The following is a 19,789-nucleotide window of genomic DNA, read 5'->3' on the forward strand; positions in this document are numbered from 1 at the left end:
AACGATGACCGACACCTTCCTGGACGCCCCCGGCCTGTCGCGCCGGCGCTTGCTCAAGGTCGGCCTGCTGGGCTCGGCCTTTCTCGGTGGCGCCGGCCTGACCGCCACCCTCAGCGGGTGCTCGGCGAGCGTCCCGCAGGCAGGTTTCGCGGTGATCCGCGCCTCCGACCTGGCGTTTCTCAACGCCCTGATCCCGGTGATGCTCGACGGCGCGGTGCCTGCCGCCAAGATGCCCGAGGCCGTGGCCGGCACCCTCGAAAGCCTCGACTACAGCCTCCAGCACCTGTCGCCGGAGCTGCTCAAGCTCACCGTGCAATTGTTCGACGTACTCGCCCTGCCCCTCACCCGCGGGCCACTGACCGGGGTCTGGGGCAGCTGGGACAAGGCCTCGCCGGCCGCGGTGTGCGCCTTTCTGGAGCGCTGGCAGAACAGCTCGATCGGCCTGCTGCAGATGGGGCACGCCTCGCTGCTGCAACTGGTGATGATGAGCTGGTACGGCCGCCCCGAGTCCTGGGCGCACTGCGGCTACCCGGGCCCACCTACAGTTTGACGGCTGGCTGCGCGTCGGCCAGGCGTTGTTGCAGATGCGCTCGGAGTGCTCATTTACAGCTCGTAAACTCCGCGTCCTCGCGCATCTGCGCCTAGCCTGGCTACTAGCTAGCTCAGCCTTGTATGCAGCGCAATCGATAAGAAAGAGAGCCTTAAATGCCCGTACCCGATCTGTTCGCCGAAGGCCTGGCCCGCGGCTGGAAAACCCATGATGGCTCGCGCCTGGAGAGCGACCTGGTCCTGGAAGCCGATATCGCCATCGTCGGCAGCGGCGCCGGTGGCGGCACCAGCGCGGAGATCCTCAGCGCCGCCGGCTTCAAGGTGCTGCTGATCGAGGAAGGGCCGCTGAAGACCAGCAGCGACTTCAAGATGCGCGAGGCCGAGGCCTACACCAGCCTGTACCAGGAAGGCATCGGCCGCATGAGCAAGGACGGCGCCATCACCATCCTCCAGGGCCGCGCGGTCGGCGGCACCACCCTGGTCAACTGGACCTCGAGCTTCCGCACTCCCGAGCCGACCCTGCAGCACTGGGCCCGCGAGCACGGCGTCCAGGGCCACAGCCCGGAGGACCTGGCGCCCTGGTTCGCGCGCATGGAACAACGCCTGGGCGTGGCGCCCTGGGCCCTGCCGCCGAATGCCAACAACGAGGTGATCCGCACCGGCTGCGACCGGCTCGGCTACGGCTGGCACGTCATACCGCGCAACGTGCGCGGCTGCTGGAACCTCGGCTACTGCGGCATGGGCTGCCCGACCAACGCCAAGCAGTCGATGCTGGTCACCACCATTCCGGCGACCCTAGACCAGGGCGGCGAACTGCTCTACCTGGCCCGTGCCGAGCGCCTGCTGCACGATGGCGAGCGGGTCAGCGGCATCCAGTGCCAGGGCCTGGACGAACGGGGCGTAGCCCCCAACGGGCGCACTGTCACGGTCAAGGCCCGCCACTACATCCTCGCCGGCGGCGGCATCAACACCCCGGGCATCCTCCTGCGCTCCCAGGCGCCCGACCCGCACCAGCGCACCGGCAAGCGCACCTTCCTGCACCTGGTGAACTTCTCCGCGGCGCAGTTCGAGCAGGTGATCAACCCCTTCTATGGCGCGCCCCAGTCGATCTATTCCGACCACTTCCAGTGGGACGACGGCGCCGCCGGGCGCATGTCCTACAAGCTCGAGGTGCCGCCGCTGCAGCCGGCGCTGACCGCCACCCTGCTCGGCCGCTTCGGCATCGACAATGCCCTGCGCATGGAGCAGCTGCCGCACACCAACGTGATGCTCGCCCTGCTGCGCGACGGCTTCCATCCGGACAGCGCCGAGGGCCGGGTGGAGCTGCGCGGCGACGGCAGCCCGGTGCTCGACTACCGGATGACCGACTACACCTGGAATGGTGTGCGCCGGGCGTTCCACAGCATGGCCGAGATCCAGTTCGCCGCCGGGGCCAGGGCGGTGCTGCCGCTGCATGCCGATGCCGGCTACGTGAAGACCCTGGGCGAGGCACGTCGGCTGATCGACGCGCTGCCGCTGGCGCTGTACCGCACCCGCCTGGGCAGCGCCCACGTGATGGGCGGCTGCGCCATGGGCGAGGACCCGCGCCAGGCAGTCTGCGACAGCCTCGGCCGCCATCACCAGCTGGACAACCTGTCGATTCACGACGGCTCGCTGTTCCCCACCAGCATCGGCGCCAACCCGCAGCTGTCGATCTACGGCCTGACCGCCAAGCTCAGCAGCCGGCTGGCCGAGCGCCTGAAGCCGGCCTGAGGCGACCCCACCGGAGCAAGCGCCGGAGCGGCCTGGGCGGTGCCTTTACCCCGCCCCGACTTGGCCGGCGCGGATGGCTGCGCTACCATCCGACTCCCCAACGGACCCCGCCAGGACGTCACGATGAATCGAGTGTTATACCCAGGCACCTTCGACCCCATCACCAAGGGGCATGGCGATCTGGTCGAGCGCGCGGCGCGCCTGTTCGACAGCGTGATCATCGCGGTGGCCGCCAGCCCGAAGAAGAACCCGCTGTTCCCCCTGGAGCAGCGCGTGGAACTCGCCCGCGAGGTCACCCGTCACCTGCCGAACGTCGAGGTCATGGGCTTCTCCAGCCTGCTCGCGCACTTCGCCAAGGAGCAGGGCGCCAATGTCTTCCTGCGCGGCCTGCGTGCGGTGTCGGACTTCGAGTACGAATTCCAGCTGGCCAACATGAACCGCCAGCTGGCACCCGAGGTGGAGAGCCTGTTCCTCACCCCGTCGGAAAAATACTCCTACATCTCCTCGACCCTGGTACGCGAAATCGCCGCTCTCGGCGGGGACATCTCCAAGTTCGTCCACCCGGCGGTAGCCGAGGCCCTGCAGCAGCGCCTGAAGCCCTGACCCGCGGGCCAGCGGGGCGGCCGAGGTCGCCCCTGCATGGCGCCCGCCCCGACAATCCGGCACAATTCGCCCTGACTGTCCGTTTCCTGGTTGTTTGAGAGTGCCGCGGCCACAGGCCACGGCAGGAGCGTTTATTTCATGTCCCTGATCATCACCGACGACTGCATCAACTGCGACGTCTGCGAGCCCGAGTGCCCGAACGGCGCGATCTCCCAGGGTGAGGAGATCTACGTGATCGACCCCAACCTGTGCACCGAGTGCGTCGGCCACTACGACGAGCCGCAGTGTCAGCAGGTGTGCCCGGTGGACTGCATTCCCCTCGACGAGAACCATGTCGAGAGCAAGGACGAGCTGATGCAGAAGTACCTGATCATCACCGGCAAGGCCTGACAGACCTGGGAAAGCCGCCGCGCTGGGCTATGCTGCTTTACCGTCACGCTGCCCAGAAGGCCTGTTCCATGCGCCACCCGACCCGAGACCCGATCCTCCTGCGCGTCCTTGGCTGCGCCCTCTTGTTGTTCGCCGCCTGCGCCCTGGCTGCCGCCGAACAGCCGGGCCGCGCCGCCGTCGCCAGCGCCCACCCGGCCGCCACCGTGGCCGGCCAGGAAACCCTGGCCCTGGGCGGCAACGCCTTCGACGCGGCGGTGGCCGTCAGCGCCGCCCTGGCCGTGGTCGAGCCCTACAGCTCCGGGCTGGGTGGCGGCGGCTTCTTCCTGCTGCGCGAGGCGGGCGAACAACCGCGCTATCGCTTCCTCGATGCCCGCGAACGGGCGCCGCTGGCCGCCCATGCCGATCTCTACCGGCGCGGCGGCCAGGTACTGCCGGCGCTGTCGCTCAACGGCCCGCTGGCCGCGGCGATACCCGGGCTGCCCGCGGCCCTGGTCGAGCTGGCCCAGCGCTTCGGCCGCCTGCCCCTGCGCGATGCCCTGGCCCCGGCCATCCGCCTGGCCCGTGACGGCGTAGCCATCGACCGGGTCTACCGCGAACGCGCCGCCTGGCGCCTGGCCGCGCTGCGGGACGACCCGGAGACTGCACGCCTGTTCCTCGATGAGCAGGGCGAGATTCCCGCCGAGTTCAGCCTGCTGCGCCAGCCGGAGCTGGCCCAGACCCTGGAGCGCCTGGCCGAGCACGGCCAGGCCGGCTTCTATGCCGGAGAGACCGCCGAGCGCCTGGTCAAGGGCGTGCGCGACGCCGGTGGCATCTGGACCCTGCGCGACCTGGCCGAGTACCGCCTGGTGGAGCGCCAGCCGCTGCGCTACCAGTTGGAGCAGGGCCGCGAGCTGATCAGCGCACCACCGCCGTCGGCCGGGGGCATCGCCCTGGCGCAGAGCCTGGCACTGCTGCAACAGCTGCCCTGGCGTCAGGCCGAGCCGGTGCAGCGCAGCCATTTCGTGGTCGAGGCCCTGCGCCGTGCCTACCGCGACCGCGGCCTGCTCGGCGATCCGGACTTCGTCGACGACCCGCGTGCCAAACTGTTCGCCCCTGCGTACCTCAAGCAGCTGGCCGGCAGCATCGATCCGCAGCGCGCCACCCCCAGCGCCAGCCTGCCACCGGCCGGCAGCTGGCATGAGGGCGATCACACCACCCATTTCTCGGTGCTCGACGCCGAAGGCAACGCGGTCGCCGCCACCCTGTCGATCAACCTGCCGTTCGGCGCCGCCTTCACCGCGCCCGGCACCGGGGTGCTGCTCAACGACGAGATGGATGACTTCGCCGCCGACGTGCAGGGCGCCAACGCCTATGGCCTGACCGGCAGTGCGGCCAACGCCATCGCCGCCGGCAAGCGCCCGCTGTCGAGCATGAGCCCGACCTTCATCGAAAGCGCCGGCGACTTCGCCAGCTTCGGCACCCCCGGCGGCAGCCGCATTCCCAGCATGGTGCTGCTGGCCATCCTCGACTACCTCGACGGTCAGCCGGTCGCCCACTGGCCCGCCGTGCCCCGCTATCACCACCAGTTCATGCCCGATCTGATCGAGCATGAGCCGGATAGCTTCAGCCCGGCGCAGATCGCCGAGCTGCAGGCCCGCGGCCATCGACTGAAGAACCTCGAGCGGCGCTATGGCAACCAGCAGGTGCTGTTCTGGGACAAGCAGGGCCAGCGCGTGGAGGCGGCCAGCGACCCCCGCGGCATCGGCACCAGCGCGGTCTTCAACCTGCCGCCGCGCTAGTGCGGCGCCCGCTTATCCGACCCGGATCAGCGGGCCGTCCTCGCTTGCCAGATGCCGCAGCGCGCGGAAGGCCTGGTTGCCGTCGCCCTGGCCGAGCAGCAGGACATTGCGCAGGCTCTGGGTGATACGGCTGGCGTAACCCAGGTCGTTCATCAGCGAGCCGGCCTGCAGGCCGTCCAGGCGCCGTTCGCGCACCGCGGCGAACAGGCGCTGGCGGAAGGCGGCATCGAACTGCGCCGCACCCTCGTCGAACTGGCGCAAGCGCTCATCCCAGAGTCCATCGGACAGCGCCAGCTGGCCCAGTTCGCGCACCTCGTGCAACACCCCGAGCAGGTGCCGGCGCAACTCGACATAGGCCTGGCGCGCCGGCGAATCATCCTGGCGCAGGTAGCGGCCGAGGTTCTTCTGCAGGTGCTTGGCGTCCTTGACCGCATCCACCAGCTGCAGCGCGGCCAGCTGGCAGCTGACCCAGAAGTGCTGGTGGGCAGCGTCCAGGTCCACTTCCAGGCGGCTCATGAAACTCAGCAGGTCGGCATACACGCCCTTGATATGGCGCTGATAGAGCTGCTCGGCCTCCAGCGCCTGCGGGTCGGGCCGGCTGTTCAGCAGGGCCTGGTCCGCACGGCTGCGCTCGAGTTGGTCCACCGGCAGATAGAGGGCATGGCAGATCACCTCCAGGCTCAGCCTGGCCAGATGCTGCAGCTCCTGAACCACCGCACTGGCAGCGGCTTCGGCGCTGGCCAGCGCGCTCTCGTCCAGGTAGCGGGCGCGGGTCGGCTCGGCAGGCGGCTGGACCAATTCGGTGATCAATACCCGCGGTTCCGGCCGCTCGGGCAGCAGGCGCTGCAACAGCGCCGCCAGACGCGCCTGCCAGGGCCAGAACAGCAGCACGCCGGCGGCGTTGAACAGGGAATGGAACAGCGCCAGCTGAATCAACAGGTTGTCGCCCAGGCCCAGCGGCGCCATCAGCCAGCCCACCAGCTGGGCCAACTGCGGCAACAGGCTCAGGGCGAACAGGCCGGTACCGAAGTTGAACAGCACATGGGCCAGGGCCAGGCGCTGGCCGCCCCGGCTACCGCCGACCGCGCCGATCACGGCCGTCACCGTGCTGCCCAGGTTGGAGCCGATGGCGATGGCCAGCCCCTGTTCCAGCAACAGGTGTCCGCTGGCCAGGGCCGTCAGCGACAGCATCAGGGTGGCATGGCTCGATTGCAGCAGCACGGTGACCAGGACACCGACGGCGATGAACAGCAGATGGCCGGCGCTACCCGGCAACTGGTACTGCAAGGGATCGAAATCGACCGCCAAACCGGTAAAGGCTGTCTTCATCTGTTCGATCCCGAGCAGCAGCAGGGCCACCCCCAGAATCACCCGAGCGATGGCCTGGGCGCGCGGGCCACCGAAACCGCCGAGTACTCCGAATACCAGCAACGGCAAGGCCAATGGCGTTAGGCTGACGTTCTGCCCGGCCAGCGCCAGCAGCCAGATACCACTGGTGGTGCCCAGGTTGGCGCCGAACAGGATGGCGATACCGGCCGCCAACTGGATCAGGCCGGTGCCGATGAAGGCGATGGTCAGCAGCGACACCAGCGAGCTGGATTGCACCAGCATGGTGGCGCTGATGCCGAACATCAGGCTCTTGAAGGGGGTAGCGGTACTCAGGGCCAGCAGGCGCTCCAGTTTGCCGCCGGCCAGCTGGCGCAAGCCCTCTTCCAGGCACTGCATACCGAACAGGAAGAAGGCCAGGCCGCCGCACAAGGCCAGCCAACCGGCGCTGAACCAGAAGCTCAGGGCCAGCAGGGCGAACAGGAAAACCCAGGAGGCCGACCGTAATCGGGATAACGCAGGGTGGTCGGCGTCAGGCATCTAGAACGGCATCGGCAGTGTCACTGATCCTGCTTGTACCCTGCTTCCGTGCAGCCCAGGCAGCGCACGAAGGCTTCCTTGCCCGGCTCGACGACCAGCGCCTGAGCCGCCTCGCCGACGTTCCCACCCAGGGCCGTGAACGGCAGGCTGACGACGAAGGCCACGGCGCCGATGGCGGTCGCGCCGATCAGCAACGGACGGGCAATCACCAGGTCGCCGATCATCGAGAACGCCTTGGGCGCATTGGCGGTATACAGCGGGTCGCCGCTGGCATTCTGCTGCGTCACTTCCGCCTGAGCCGGCAGCGCCAGCAGGCCAGTGGTCAGCGCCAGGACAGCAGCGGTCGAACGAAACAGATTCATGGGGCGATCCTTCAGCTTGTAAGGGCGGTGAGGCTAACTATAACAGCGCTCGGACAATTGTCAGCGTGACGGCCGTCAATCGCCATGAAAGGCGTTCTCCGGCTTTTTCGGCACGAAGGGCCGGTAGAACGCGAGAATCGCCTCGAGATCGGCGGCCTCGTCGCCGCTAGGCCAGAAGGTCGGACCGATAACCACCCGCCGGTTTCGGTAGTCCAGCGCACCCAGGACGATGGGCACACCGGCACCCAGGGCGATGTGATAGAAGCCCATCTTCCAGCGCGCGACCTTCTTGCGCGTGCCCTCCGGCGAGAGGATCAGCATGAACTGGCGGTGTTGGCGAAACGCCGCGATGGCCTGCTCGACCGTCTGGCGGCGCAGCTCGCGACGGATCGGGATGCCACCCCAGGCACGCATCAGGTAGCCGAACGGCCAGCGGAACAGCGTGTGCTTGCCGAACCAGCGGGCATTGAGGCGCAACACGAACTTCACCGCGATGAAGATCACGAAGTCCCAGTTGGAGGTGTGGTGCGCGCCGATCGCGACGAACCTGTCGAGCTTGGGCAACTCGCCCTCGATGCGCCAGCCCATCAACCCGAGCACACGGCGGCCGATCCATTCGGCCAGCGGGTTGCGGGGCAGGTAGTTGCCGACCATCGCTTGACCTCTGTGTCGTTGCGCTGGCGCGGCCGGCTATCGCTGGCAGCACGGGCAATAGACGCTGGCGCGCTGGCCCAGCTTGAGTTCGCGCAGGGTGCTGCCACAGTGCTTGCAGAACTCGCCGCCGCGGCCGTAGACGAACAGCTCCTGCTGAAAATAGCCCGGCTGGCCATCGCCACCGACGAAATCGCGCAGGGTGGTGCCGCCGCGCTCGATGGCGTGAGCGAGGATGCGCTTGATCGCCTCGGCCAGCCTGACGTAGCGCGCCCGGGAGACCGAGCCGGCTTCGCGACGCGGGTCGATGCCGGCGGCGAACAGGGCCTCGGTCGCGTAGATGTTGCCGACCCCGACCACCACCGCGTTGTCCATGATGAACGGCTTGACCGCCATGCTGCGGCCGCGTGACTGCTGGAACAGCCGCTCGCCGTCGAACAGCTCGGTCAGCGGTTCCGGGCCGAGCTTGCTGAGCAGCACATGCTGCAGCGGATCGCTGCACCAGAGCAGCGCGCCGAAGCGCCGCGGGTCGGTGTAACGCAGGGCCAGGCCCGATTCCAGCTCGATGTCGACGTGCTCATGCTTGGCCGCCGGCGTCCCCACCGGCACCAGGCGCAGGTTGCCGGACATGCCCAGGTGGCTGATCAGGCTGCCGCTCTCGGCCTTGATCAGCAGGTACTTGGCGCGCCGCTCGACGCACTCGATGCGCTGGCCGGACAGGCGCGCATCGAGGTCCTCCGGAATTGGCCAGCGCAGGCGGCGCTCGCGCACTATCACCCGGCTGACGCGCTGGCCTTCCAGGTAGGGGGCGATACCGCGGCGGGTGGTTTCGACTTCGGGCAGTTCGGGCATGGCAATCGATCGCGAGGGAGGCTGAACGGCAACCGCTACCTTAGCAGCAACAGCGGCCTCTTCGTTAGACCGTGCCCAGTTCGCGAATGCTCTCGCGCAGGTTCTCGAAGTCGTATTCGGACAGGCCGACATACTCCAGCACCAGCTGCTCGATGCTCTGCCACTCATGGTCCTCGTCCTGGTTGCCGAGCACCCGATAGCTCTCGCAGATGTGCTCGGCCATCTTCAGGATCGCCAGCAGGGTCTTGAGCTGCGCGTCGCGCCCGGAGTCGTCGCTGAAGATCGACAGGGCATTGTGGTGGCTGGCGATCGCCTCGCACAGGTGCAGCGGCAGGTTCCACGATTTGGCGGTGAAGTAGCCGACCACAGCGTGATTGGTGTTGAGCAGGCGGTTCTCGGTATCGACCACCCGCTGTTCGCCGCGGGCGTTGTAGTAGGCCTCCTCCAGCACCACCATGTAGTTGGGGAAGCGCTTGACCATCAGGGGGATGCCGCAGTTGTGGAACAGGCCCAGGGTGTAGGCCTCGTCGGGCGCCTGGTAGCCGATGCGTTTGGCCAGAGTCAGGCAGGTCATGGCCACGTCCTGGGCGGTGTCCCAGAAACGATTGAGGGTGACGATGGCTTCGTCGCTCAGCTCGCCCTTGATCGACTGGGCGTTGATCAGGTTGATCACCATGTCGCAGCCGAGCAGATTGACCGCCTGCTGGATCGAGGCAATGCGATTGGCCAGGCCGAAGAACGGCGAGTTGACGATCTTCAGCAGCGCGCCGGACAGGCCCGGGTCCTGGCTGATCAGCTTGGCGATGGTGCGCAGGTCCGGATTGGGCATGACCTGCTCCATCTGCAGGTCGACCATGATCTGCGGCTGCGGCGGCACGCTGATGCCCTGCAGGGCCTTCTTGATTTGTTCGGCGGTGAGTTCGTGGGCCATGGCGATTCTGGTGAGATGGCAGAAGGCCAGAGTGTAGCCGCAATGCCCCCTCGGCCGCGCCCCCGCTCGACAAGAATCCGACCGTCGAATCGCCACTGGGAAGTCCGCCGGGCGCCCCAATGCGGGACGGCTCGCCCCTGGGCTATAATCCCGCTCTTTTTTCCGGAGAGCGCCCCATGACCCTGCCCAGCCTGCGCCTGAAAGCCAACGCCGACCGACGCCTGCGCGCCGGCCACCTGTGGGTCTACAGCAACGAGATCGACGTCGCCGCCACCCCGTTGCATGGTTTTGCCGCCGGCGATCAGGCGATTCTCGAAGCCGCCGGCGGCAAGGCGCTGGGCGTGGTCGCGATGAGCCCGAACAACCTGATCTGCGCCCGCCTGGTCTCGCGTGACGTCAAGCACGTGCTGGACAAGTCGCTGCTGGTGCACCGGCTCAACGTCGCCCTGAGCTTGCGCGAGCGCCTGTTCGAGGCGCCCTGCTACCGCCTGGTGTATGGCGACTCCGACCTGCTGCCGGGGCTGGTGGTCGACCGCTTCTTCGACATCCTGGTGGTGCAGCTGGCCTCGGCCACCATGGAACGCTGCAAGGACGAGGTGCTGGCCGCGCTGATCCAGGTGCTCAAGCCCAGCGGCATCCTGCTCAAGAACGACTCCGCGGCGCGCGACGCCGAGGGCCTGGAGCGCTATGTCGAGACCGCCTACGGCCAGGTGCCGGAGTGGGTCGCCCTGGAAGAGAACGGGGTCAGGTTCGAGGCGCCGGTGATCGAAGGGCAGAAGACCGGCTGGTTCTATGACCACCGCATGAACCGCGCGCGCCTGGCGCCCTACGTCAAGGGCAAGCGGGTGCTCGACCTGTTCAGCTACATCGGCGGCTGGGGCGTGCAGGCGGCCGCCTTCGGCGCGTCCGAGGTGATGTGCGTGGACGCCTCCGGCTTCGCCCTCGACGGCGTCGAGCGCAACGCCGCGCTGAACGGCCTGTCCGAGCAGGTGGCCTGCATCGAGGGCGATGTCTTCGCCGCGCTCAAGGAACTGAAGAGCGCCGAGGAGCGCTTCGACGTGGTGATCGCCGACCCTCCCGCCTTCATCAAGCGCAAGAAGGACCTGAAGAACGGCGAGGCCGCCTATCGCCGCCTCAACGAACAGGCCATGCGCCTGCTCGGCAAGGACGGCATCCTGATCAGCGCCAGCTGCTCGATGCACCTGCCCGAGGACGACCTGCAGAACATCCTGCTGACCAGCGCCCGCCACCTGGACCGCAATATCCAGTTGCTCGAGCGCGGCGCCCAGGGCCCCGACCACCCGGTGCACCCGGCCATCGCCGAGACCCGCTACATCAAGAGCCTGACCTGCCGCCTGCTGCCCAACAGCTGATCGTCCACCCCCGCCTCAGTGCAGGATCTGGGTCAGGAAGGCCTGCGCCCGCGGGCTCTTCGGCGCGTTGAAAAAGGTCTCCGGCGGACTGTCCTCGACGATGCGCCCGCCGTCGAGGAACAGCACGCGCTGCGCCACCTGGCGGGCGAAGCCCATCTCGTGGGTGACGCAGAGCATGGTCATGCCGCTGTCGGCCAGCTTGACCATCACATCCAGCACCTCGCTGACCATTTCCGGGTCCAGCGCCGAGGTCGGCTCGTCGAACAGCATGATTCGCGGCTGCATGCACAGCGCCCGGGCGATGGCCACGCGCTGCTGCTGACCGCCCGATAGCTGGCTGGGGTACTTGCCGGCCTGGCTTTCGATGCCGACCTTGGCCAGGTAGTGGCGCGCCCGCTCCTCGGCGGCCCTACGGCTCAGGCCGTGCACGCTGATCGGCGCCAGGCTGCAGTTGTCCAGCACGCTCATGTGCGGGAACAGGTTGAAATGCTGGAACACCATGCCGATCTCGCGGCGCACCCGGGCAGCCTGCGGGCTGTCCTTGGACAGGTCGCTGCCCTCGACCAGGATGCGCCCTTGCTCGGCGATCTCCAGCCGGTTGATGCAGCGGATCAGGGTCGACTTGCCCGACCCCGAGGGCCCGCACAGGACGATGCGTTCACCGGGCTGCACGCTCAGGTCGATGTCGTGCAGCACCTGGAAGGGGCCGTACCACTTGTTCAGGCCCTGAATCTCCACGGCCGGCGCGCTGCACGGCACGGCCTGGAGCGGGCTGGGGGATGGCGCGACTGCGCCGGACGGCTGGCTGGTCGAAAGCATGCGGGTGTCTCCATGGCTGCCGGTGCGGACGCGGGCCCGCCCGGCGTTTCTTGTTGTGTGCTTCGCCACTCAGGAGAAGCGTTCGGCACTGAAGGGCGTCGGGTCGGTGAAGGGCCTCTCGCCGGTCATCATCTCCGCCAGCAGCCGGCCGCTCACCGGGCCCAGGGTCAGGCCGTGGTGGGCGTGGCCGAAGTTGAGCCAGAGGCCGGGGTGGTTCGGCGCCGGGCCGATCACCGGGCGCATGTCCGGCAGGCACGGCCGCCGGCCCAGCCAGGGCTGCGCCTCGAGGCGTTCGCCCAAGGGGAAGATGCTGCGCGCCAGGGCCTCGGCCCGGCTCAGCTGGATCTCGTTGGGCGGCGCGTCGGGCGCGGCAAACTCGATGCCGGTGGTCAGGCGGATGCCCCGGTCCATCGGCGCCAGCACGTAGCCGCCCTGGGTGTCGCAGAGCGAGTGCCTGAGCTCGCGGTCGTGGGCGTAGTGCATGTGGTAGCCACGCTTGATGCCCAGGGGGATGCGGTAGCCCAGCGGCTGCAGCAGATCGTTGGACTCGGGGCCGAGGGCGACCACCACCTCCCTGGCGCTCAGCAGGCCCTGGTCGCTCACCAGCTGCCAGCCCTCTGCGTGCTGGCGCAGCGAGCGCGCATCGCCCTTGAGCACCTGGCCGCCGCGCAGGGCGAACAGCGCCGCGTAGCCCTTGACCAGCTGACTGGGGTCGCTGACCGTCTTCGGATCCAGCCAGTGCACGCCGCCGCACACCTCGCCCGACAGGTTGGGCTCGCGCTCGCGCAGCTGCGCACCGTCGAGCAGGTCGAAGTGCAGGCCGTAGGCGTTCATCGCCTCGGCTTCGCGCTGCGCCTGACGCAGGGCCGCGGGGTCGCGGAATATCTCGATCCAGCCATTGGCGTGGATCAGCCGGCCGAGCCCGGCCTGCTCGACCAGGGCGTCGTGCTCCAGCACGCAGCGCTCGATCAGCGGCTGCAGGGCGCGGGTCGACTCGGCCAGCGGCCCGGGCGCCGACTGGCGCCAGAAGCTGTACAGCCAGGGCGCCAGCTTGGGCAGGTAGGCCGGACTGTAGCGCACATCCGACTGGCGGTTCAGGCCGTAGCGCAGCAGCCGCCAGAACTCCCGGGGAAAGGCGTAGGGCACCACGCTGGAGCGCTCGATCAGGCCGGCGTTGCCGAAGCTGGTGCCCTCGCCCGGCTCCTTGAGGTCGACCAGCGCCACCCGCCGGCCCCGCGCCTGCAGGTGCAAGGCGCTCGATACGCCGATGATCCCGGCACCCAGAACGATAGTGTCGCAACTCATGATTGGATCCTTGCCGCGCGCCCGCTTGCCCGGGCGCGACTGTTAACGAAATTGGTCCGGTTCAGCCGTGCAGGTGCCTTCCCAGGCGCCCCTCGATGCGCCGCAGCAGACGGCGGATGACCTCGACGATCAGCAGGTACAGAACCGCCGCCCACAGGTACAGCTGGAAATCGAAGGTGCGCGAGAAGCCCAGCTTGGTCACCCCCATCAAATCGTAGATGGTCACCAGGGAGGCGATGGCGCTGGCCTTGACCATCAGGATCAGCTCGTTGCCCAGGGGGCCGAGGGCGATCAGCAGCGACTGCGGCAGTATCACCTTGAAGAAGGTGGTGCGCCGGCTCAGGCCCAGGGCCGCCGCCGCCTCGTGTTGGCCGCGGGCCACCGCCTGCAGGCTGCCACGCAGGATCTCGGCCTGGTAGGCCGCGGTGTTCAGGGTGAAGGCCAGCAGCGCGCAGTACCAGGCGTCGCGGAAGAACCACCACAGGCCCAGGTCCTGCCAAAATTCGCGCAGCGAGCCCAGGCCGTAATAGAGCATGAACAGCTGCGCCAGCAGCGGCGAGCCTCGGAAGAAGTAGATGTAGCCCGAGGTCACCGAGCGCAGCACGGCGCTGCGCGACAGCCGCCCCAGCGCCAGCAGCAGGCCGAGCAGCAGGCCCAGGCTGAAGGAGATCGCCACCAGCTTGGCGGTCACCAGCAGGCCGTCGAACATGCGCAGGCCGTAGCGCTCGAACAGTTCGGGGTCGAAGAACAGGTTGATCCATTCGGGGGCAGTCATGACCGGGCACTCCGCTGACCGTAGCTGAAGTGACGCTCCGCCAGGCTGAACAGCCGCCCGGAAATCGCCGAAAAGAACAGGTAGAGCAGACAGGCGGCGAAGTAGAACAGCATGGGTTCCTTGGTCGCGCTCACCGCCAGGTTGGTCTGGCGCATCAGGTCGACCAGGGAGATGGTCGAGACCAGCGAGGTGTCCTTGAGCAGGGTCAGCCAGTTGTTCGACAGCCCCGGCAGGGAAACCCGCACCAGCTGCGGCAGTATCACCTTGCGAAACGCCTGCCAGCGCGACAGGCCGAGCACGCTGGCCGCCTCGTACTGGCCCTTGCCGACGGTCTTGAAGGCCGCCAGCCAGACCTGGCTGGAGAAGGCGGCAAACACCAGGCCGAAGGCGATGACCGCGGCGGCGAAGGCGTTGATCGTCACCTCGGTGTCGTAGCCCCAATGGGCCAGCAGCTTCTGCAGGCCGATCTGGCAGCCGTAGTAGACGATCAGCAGGGTGAGCAGCTCGGGCAGGCCGCGAAACACGGTGGCGAACAGAGTCGACAGGGCACGCGGCAGGCGCTTTTTCGAGCGCGCCGCGACCGCCACCAGCAGGCCCAGCGGCAGCCCCAGCGGCAGGCAGCTCAGGGCCAGGGCGATGGTCACCAGGGCGCCGGCGAGCAGGGTCAGGCCCCAGCCACCGTCGCCGAAAAACAGCAGAGAGAAAGGTTCGAGCATGGTCGCAACCCCGGAATTGGCGGTTCAGGCAGGATGACGCTGGCCCGGCCCGCGGCCACCCTCGGGTGGCGAGCGCGGGCCGGTGCGCCGGCTCGATCAGTAGATGTCGAAGGCGAAGTAGCGGCTGACGATCTGCTGGTAGGTGCCGTCGGCGCGGATCTCGGCCAGCGCCTGGTTCAGCCGCTCGCGCAGCGCCTGGTCATCCTGGCGCACGGCGATGGCCACATCGTCGTCGCTGCCCTGGATGTCGCCAAGCAGCTTGCAGCAGTCCTTGCCGCTCTTGGCCAGCCAGTCGAGCAGCGGGAACTTGTCGTTGACCACCGCGTCCAGACGGCCGTTGGCCAGGTCGCTGTTGGCGTCGTCCTGGGTCGGGTAGAGCTTGACCTCGGCGCCGGCCGCGCCGTAGACGTCCTCGGCATAGATGCTCTGGGTCGAGGACGACTGCGCGCCGACCACCTTGCCGTCCAGGGTCGCCGGCAGGGTGTCGGCCAGGCTGGAGTCGTTCGGCACCGCCACGGCCAGGCGGGTGCGGTAGTAGCGGTCGGTGAAGCTGATCTTCTTCTGGCGTTCCTCGGTGACCACCATGGAGGCCACCACGGCGTCGAACTTCTTGGCCATCAGGGCGGGGATGATGCCGTCCCAGTCCTGGGCGACCAGGGTGCACTCGACCTGCATCCTGGCGCACAGCGCCTTGGCGATGTCGACGTCGAAGCCGTGCAGCTGGTTGTTCGAGTCGACGTAGTTGAAGGGCGGGTAGGCGCCCTCGGTGGCGATCCGCAGCGACTCCGCGTGGGCGGCGCCCATGCTGCCGATCAACAGTGCGCAGGCGGTGGCCAAGCTCTTTACTCGATTCATCATGCACCTCTACTTGTTGTTATGGTTTCTTGCTGAATCCCGGCGACGCGGTGTAGCCGACAAACTCGTTATGCAGCGCGGCGGTGGCTTCCAGCCGCGCCTCGACCTCGGGCCCCAGGTGACGGAACACCTCGTTGATCAACAGGTGGACCAGCGACAGCATCGCCGCCGTCGATTCCCAGAACAGGTTGATATCGGTGGGCACGCGCAGCACCTCGTCGGCGTGGCTGTCGGCCCAGTCGCAATAGGGGTCGGTGACCAGGGTCACCTTGATCCCGGCCTCACGCGCCTTGCGGCACAGCAGCTGGGCGTGACGCGAATAGCGGCGGGCCTCGAACACCAGCAGGCAGGCCTGCTGCGGCGGGCTGAGCAGCACTTCGCCGAAGTGCCCCGAGGCGCCATCGACCAGCTGCACGCCGTCGCGCAGGTATTGCAGCAGGTGCACCGCCGACACGGCGATGCCGCGCTCGGTCTGGAAGCCGGCGACGAACACCCGCGGGGTCTTCGCCAGCCGCTCGGCCACCGCCTGCCACTGCGGGCTGCGACTGTGTTCGTAGACCTGCACCAGGCCGGCGATCTCCAGCTCCAGGCTGTGCGAACGGTCCTCACCGCCCTGGCGCTGGAATTCCTTGAGCCGGTCGCCAATCAGCCAGGGGCTGTCGCCGAGGTCGTCCTTAAGGTCGTTCTTCAAGGCCTTGAAATGCGCATAACCCAGCGAACGGCAGAAGCGCCCGACCGTCGACTCGCTGACGCCGAGCTTGTCGGCGATCGCCGCCGAGGTCTGGAACGGCAGCTCGTGCAGGTTGGCCAGCATGTAGTTGGCGATTGCCCGCCCTGAAGCAGCCGAATGTTCCAGGCTATTCTCGAGACGCTGTTTGATCGATTGATTCATCTGTGACTCCCCGTTCACGATCAAAATGAATGTTTTCTGTCACAGAGTCAACATTTGACAGATAACTTGCACAAAACGGATAGTGAGCCGCCGCAGCCACCTTCCCAGACGACCGCCAGGAGACGCCCCATGACTGCCAACACCCCCCAGGAAACCATCGGCTTTGCCGAGCTGAGCGAGCTGCTCGCCGCCATCTTCCAGGGCCACGGCACCTCGGCCGAGGTCGCCCGCTGCCTGGCGCACAACTGCGCCAGCGCCCAGCGCGACGGTTCAGACAGCCACGGCGTGTTCCGCATCCCCGGCTACCTGTCGAGCCTGGCCAGCGGCTGGGTGGATGGCCAGGCGGTGCCGCTGGTCGAGGACCTGGCGCCGGCCTTCGTCGCCGTCGACGCCCGCGGCGGCTTCGCCCAGCCGGCCCTGGCCACCGCCCGCCCGCTGGTCGAGGCCAAGGCCCGTAGTGCCGGCATCGCCCTGCTGGCGATCCGCAATTCGCACCACTTCGCCGCGCTCTGGCCGGACGTCGAGCCCTTCGCCGAGCAGGGCCTGGTCGCCCTGTCGTTCGTCAACAGCATGGCTTGCGTGGTGCCCCACGGCGGCCATCACGCGCTGTTCGGCACCAACCCGATCGCCTTCGCCGCCCCGCGCGCGAACGGCCAGCCGCTGGTGTTCGACCTGGCCACCAGCGCCATCGCCAACGGCGACGTGCAGATCGCCGCCCGCGAGGGCCACCTGCTGCCCGAGGGCTACGGCGTCGACCGCCAGGGCCAGCCCACCCGCGACCCCAAGGCCATTCTCGACGGCGGCGCGCTGCTGCCCTTCGGCGGCTACAAGGGCTCGGCGCTGTCGATGATGGTCGAGTTGCTGGCGGCGGCGCTGACCGGCGGGCATTTCTCCTTCGAGTTCGACTGGTCCGCTCATCCGGGCGCGCAGACGCCCTGGACCGGTCAGCTGCTGATCGTCATCGACCCGAGTCTGGGTGCCGGGCGCAACTTCGCCGAGCGCTGCGAACAGCTGATCGGGCGCATGCACGATGCCGGGCAGACGCGCCAGCCGGGCGACCGCCGCTACCGCCAGCGCGCCGAGGCCGAGCGCCAGGGCATCCGCCTGCCCGCGCACGAGCTGGAGAAGCTGCGTCGCCTGGCCGGCGGACCCGCCTGAACCAGCCACCACCCGCGCGGACCTGATGCGGGCGCCGATGCAAGGGGCCGGCGCACCGCCCAGGACTGAACGGCCGGCGTCGCCCCCAGGCTTTCGTCGTCGCGCCCGCAGGGATTAGAATCGGCATTCTCCTGCCCAACCCCAGGCGGGCTCGTGAGCCCCGGCCGAGCCAGCGGTGATCCCGCACCATCTCAGGCCCCAGCCCCGGCAGACGGTCACTTCCGTTTGCCAGCGGCGCGTAGCGCGCTCAACATACGCACATACCCTGACCAGCCTCCGCAGGATTTCCGTCATGCCCGATTACCGCTCGAAAACCTCTACCCAAGGCCGCAACATGGCCGGCGCCCGCGCCCTCTGGCGCGCCACCGGGATGAAGGATGAGGACTTCAAGAAGCCGATCATCGCCGTCGCCAACTCCTTCACCCAGTTCGTGCCCGGCCACGTGCACCTCAAGGACATGGGCCAGCTGGTCGCCCGCGAGATCGAGAAGGCCGGCGGCGTGGCCAAGGAATTCAACACCATCGCCGTGGACGACGGCATCGCCATGGGCCACGACGGCATGCTCTATTCGCTGCCCAGCCGCGAGATCATCGCCGACTCCGTGGAATACATGGTCAACGCCCACTGCGCCGACGCCATCGTCTGCATCAGCAACTGCGACAAGATCACCCCCGGCATGCTGATGGCCGCCCTGCGCCTGAACATCCCGGTGGTATTCGTCTCCGGCGGGCCGATGGAAGCCGGCAAGACCAAGCTGGCCAGCCACGGCCTGGACCTGGTCGACGCCATGGTGGTGGCCGCCGATGACAGCGCCTCCGACGAGAAGGTCGCCGAGTACGAGCGCAGCGCCTGCCCGACCTGTGGCAGCTGCTCGGGCATGTTCACCGCCAACTCGATGAACTGCCTGATGGAAGCCCTCGGCCTGGCGCTGCCGGGCAACGGTTCGACCCTGGCCACCCACAGCGATCGCGAGCAGCTGTTCCTGCGCGCCGGGCGCCTGGTGGTCGAACTCTGCCAGCGCTACTACGGCGAGAACGACGAGTCGGTGCTGCCGCGCAACGTCGCCAACTTCAAGGCGTTCGAGAACGCCATGAGCCTGGACATCGCCATGGGCGGCTCGACCAACACCATCCTCCACCTGCTGGCCGCCGCCCAGGAAGGCGAGGTGGCCTTCGACCTGCGCGACATCGACCGGCTGTCGCGCCGGGTGCCGCAGCTGTGCAAGGTGGCGCCGAACATCCAGAAGTACCATATGGAAGACGTTCATAGAGCGGGGGGTATCTTCAGCATCCTCGGCGAGCTGGCCCGCGGCGGCCTGCTGCACACCGACGTGGCCACCGTGCACAGCCCGAGCATGAGCGAGGCCATCGCCCAGTGGGACATCACCCAGACCACGGATGAGGCCGTGCATAGCTTCTTCAAGGCGGGCCCGGCGGGCATCCCGACCCAGACCGCCTTCAGCCAGAGCACCCGCTGGGACAGCCTGGACGACGACCGCGAGAACGGCTGCATCCGCAGCGTCGAGAACGCCTACTCGCAGGAAGGCGGCCTGGCCGTGCTCTACGGCAACATCGCGGTCGACGGCTGCGTGGTGAAGACCGCCGGGGTCGACGAGTCGATCCTCGAGTTCGAAGGCACGGCGAAGATCTTCGAGAGCCAGGACAGCGCGGTCAAAGGCATCCTCAACGACGAGGTGCAGGCCGGCGACATCGTGATCATCCGCTACGAAGGCCCCAAAGGCGGCCCGGGCATGCAGGAAATGCTCTACCCGACCTCTTACCTGAAGTCCAAGGGCCTGGGCAAGGCCTGCGCCCTGCTCACCGACGGCCGCTTCTCCGGCGGCACCTCGGGCCTGTCGATCGGCCATGCCTCGCCGGAGGCCGCTGCCGGCGGCGCCATCGGCCTGGTGCGCGAAGGCGACAAGGTCCTCATCGACATCCACAAGCGCAGCATCAACCTGCTGGTGTCCGATGAGGAGCTGGCGCACCGCCGCATCGAACAGGACCAGAAGGGCTGGAAGCCGGCCGCGCCCCGCGCGCGCAAGGTGACCACCGCGCTCAAGGCCTACGCCCTGCTCGCCACCAGTGCCGACAAGGGCGCGGTGCGCAACAAGGCGATGCTCGAGGACTGATCGGCTGCGCAACAAGAAACCCGGCCAGGCG

General features: G+C 68.1%; 19 protein-coding genes. 8 read left to right on the plus strand and 11 right to left on the minus strand.

Going from position 1 to position 19,789, the window contains the following annotated elements; translation table 11 throughout:
• Nucleotides 1-4: 4 nt before the first annotated feature.
• The 5 genes from AB5S05_RS07720 to ggt all read left to right on the plus strand — a co-directional run bounded on the left by AB5S05_RS07720 (nucleotide 5) and on the right by ggt (nucleotide 5,072).
• Nucleotides 5-550: a twin-arginine translocation pathway signal protein gene (locus AB5S05_RS07720; RefSeq protein ID WP_369286921.1), complete on the plus strand. Its 546-nt coding sequence runs from the start codon at nucleotides 5-7 to the stop codon at nucleotides 548-550.
• Nucleotides 551-705: 155 nt separating this feature from the next.
• On the plus strand, nucleotides 706-2,301 hold the full coding sequence (locus AB5S05_RS07725; RefSeq protein ID WP_369286922.1) for a GMC family oxidoreductase: 1,596 nt from the start codon (nucleotides 706-708) through the stop codon (nucleotides 2,299-2,301).
• Between the two features lie 123 nt (nucleotides 2,302-2,424).
• Nucleotides 2,425-2,904, plus strand: coding sequence for a pantetheine-phosphate adenylyltransferase (gene coaD / locus AB5S05_RS07730; RefSeq protein WP_369286923.1), 480 nt, complete (start codon nucleotides 2,425-2,427; stop codon nucleotides 2,902-2,904).
• A 138-nt stretch (nucleotides 2,905-3,042) separates the two neighbouring features.
• A complete protein-coding gene (locus AB5S05_RS07735; protein WP_090446608.1) occupies nucleotides 3,043-3,294 on the plus strand; it encodes a YfhL family 4Fe-4S dicluster ferredoxin in 252 nt (83 codons plus the stop codon).
• 68 nt (nucleotides 3,295-3,362) lie between these two features.
• The gene (gene ggt, locus AB5S05_RS07740) at nucleotides 3,363-5,072 is read left to right on the plus strand and encodes a gamma-glutamyltransferase (protein WP_369286924.1); all 1,710 of its coding nucleotides are present in this window, start codon (nucleotides 3,363-3,365) and stop codon (nucleotides 5,070-5,072) included.
• A gap of 12 nt (nucleotides 5,073-5,084) precedes the next feature.
• On the opposite strand, the gene AB5S05_RS07745 is transcribed toward ggt, so the two are convergent.
• The 5 genes from AB5S05_RS07745 to AB5S05_RS07765 form a co-directional block, all read right to left on the minus strand.
• Nucleotides 5,085-6,938, minus strand: coding sequence for a Na/Pi cotransporter family protein (locus tag AB5S05_RS07745; RefSeq protein ID WP_369286925.1), 1,854 nt, complete (start codon nucleotides 6,936-6,938; stop codon nucleotides 5,085-5,087).
• Nucleotides 6,939-6,958: 20 nt separating this feature from the next.
• Nucleotides 6,959-7,300: a multidrug transporter gene (locus AB5S05_RS07750; RefSeq protein ID WP_369286926.1), complete on the minus strand. Its 342-nt coding sequence runs from the start codon at nucleotides 7,298-7,300 to the stop codon at nucleotides 6,959-6,961.
• Between the two features lie 75 nt (nucleotides 7,301-7,375).
• Nucleotides 7,376-7,954 (minus strand): lysophospholipid acyltransferase family protein, encoded by a 579-nt coding sequence (locus AB5S05_RS07755; protein ID WP_369286927.1) that lies wholly within the window; start codon nucleotides 7,952-7,954, stop codon nucleotides 7,376-7,378.
• A 36-nt stretch (nucleotides 7,955-7,990) separates the two neighbouring features.
• Entirely contained in the window at nucleotides 7,991-8,803 is an 813-nt protein-coding gene (gene mutM / locus AB5S05_RS07760; RefSeq protein ID WP_369286928.1) for a bifunctional DNA-formamidopyrimidine glycosylase/DNA-(apurinic or apyrimidinic site) lyase, read from the minus strand.
• A 64-nt stretch (nucleotides 8,804-8,867) separates the two neighbouring features.
• Nucleotides 8,868-9,680, minus strand: a complete 813-nt coding sequence (locus tag AB5S05_RS07765) for an HDOD domain-containing protein (RefSeq protein ID WP_369287028.1) — start codon at nucleotides 9,678-9,680, stop codon at nucleotides 8,868-8,870.
• Nucleotides 9,681-9,910: 230 nt separating this feature from the next.
• Between AB5S05_RS07765 and AB5S05_RS07770 the strand changes: the two genes are divergently transcribed.
• Nucleotides 9,911-11,107, plus strand: a complete 1,197-nt coding sequence (locus tag AB5S05_RS07770) for a class I SAM-dependent rRNA methyltransferase (RefSeq protein WP_369286929.1) — start codon at nucleotides 9,911-9,913, stop codon at nucleotides 11,105-11,107.
• A 15-nt stretch (nucleotides 11,108-11,122) separates the two neighbouring features.
• Here the strand turns inward: AB5S05_RS07770 and AB5S05_RS07775 are convergent, their stop codons facing one another.
• The 6 genes from AB5S05_RS07775 to AB5S05_RS07800 all read right to left on the minus strand — a co-directional run bounded on the left by AB5S05_RS07775 (nucleotide 11,123) and on the right by AB5S05_RS07800 (nucleotide 16,469).
• Nucleotides 11,123-11,926, minus strand: coding sequence for an amino acid ABC transporter ATP-binding protein (locus tag AB5S05_RS07775; RefSeq protein ID WP_369286930.1), 804 nt, complete (start codon nucleotides 11,924-11,926; stop codon nucleotides 11,123-11,125).
• 69 nt (nucleotides 11,927-11,995) lie between these two features.
• Entirely contained in the window at nucleotides 11,996-13,231 is a 1,236-nt protein-coding gene (locus AB5S05_RS07780) for an NAD(P)/FAD-dependent oxidoreductase (RefSeq protein WP_369286931.1), read from the minus strand.
• A 61-nt stretch (nucleotides 13,232-13,292) separates the two neighbouring features.
• The gene (locus AB5S05_RS07785; protein ID WP_369286932.1) at nucleotides 13,293-14,006 is read right to left on the minus strand and encodes an ABC transporter permease; all 714 of its coding nucleotides are present in this window, start codon (nucleotides 14,004-14,006) and stop codon (nucleotides 13,293-13,295) included.
• Nucleotides 14,003-14,722: an ABC transporter permease gene (locus tag AB5S05_RS07790; protein ID WP_369286933.1), complete on the minus strand. Its 720-nt coding sequence runs from the start codon at nucleotides 14,720-14,722 to the stop codon at nucleotides 14,003-14,005. The genes AB5S05_RS07785 and AB5S05_RS07790 overlap by 4 nt, the downstream gene beginning before the upstream one ends.
• A 96-nt stretch (nucleotides 14,723-14,818) precedes the next feature.
• Nucleotides 14,819-15,577, minus strand: a complete 759-nt coding sequence (locus tag AB5S05_RS07795) for an ABC transporter substrate-binding protein (RefSeq protein WP_369287029.1) — start codon at nucleotides 15,575-15,577, stop codon at nucleotides 14,819-14,821.
• A gap of 19 nt (nucleotides 15,578-15,596) precedes the next feature.
• Entirely contained in the window at nucleotides 15,597-16,469 is an 873-nt protein-coding gene (locus tag AB5S05_RS07800) for a MurR/RpiR family transcriptional regulator (RefSeq protein ID WP_369286934.1), read from the minus strand.
• A 129-nt stretch (nucleotides 16,470-16,598) separates the two neighbouring features.
• Here AB5S05_RS07800 and AB5S05_RS07805 point away from each other — a divergent pair, with 129 nt between their 5' ends.
• Both AB5S05_RS07805 and ilvD read left to right on the plus strand, forming a co-directional pair.
• On the plus strand, nucleotides 16,599-17,627 hold the full coding sequence (locus AB5S05_RS07805; protein ID WP_369286935.1) for an Ldh family oxidoreductase: 1,029 nt from the start codon (nucleotides 16,599-16,601) through the stop codon (nucleotides 17,625-17,627).
• A 292-nt stretch (nucleotides 17,628-17,919) separates the two neighbouring features.
• Nucleotides 17,920-19,758 (plus strand): dihydroxy-acid dehydratase, encoded by a 1,839-nt coding sequence (gene ilvD / locus AB5S05_RS07810; protein ID WP_369286936.1) that lies wholly within the window; start codon nucleotides 17,920-17,922, stop codon nucleotides 19,756-19,758.
• Nucleotides 19,759-19,789: the final 31 nt, after the last annotated feature.

Origin of the sequence: Pseudomonas zhanjiangensis, from assembly GCF_041027545.1 — a bacterium.
GTDB lineage: Bacteria > Pseudomonadota > Gammaproteobacteria > Pseudomonadales > Pseudomonadaceae > Aquipseudomonas > Aquipseudomonas zhanjiangensis.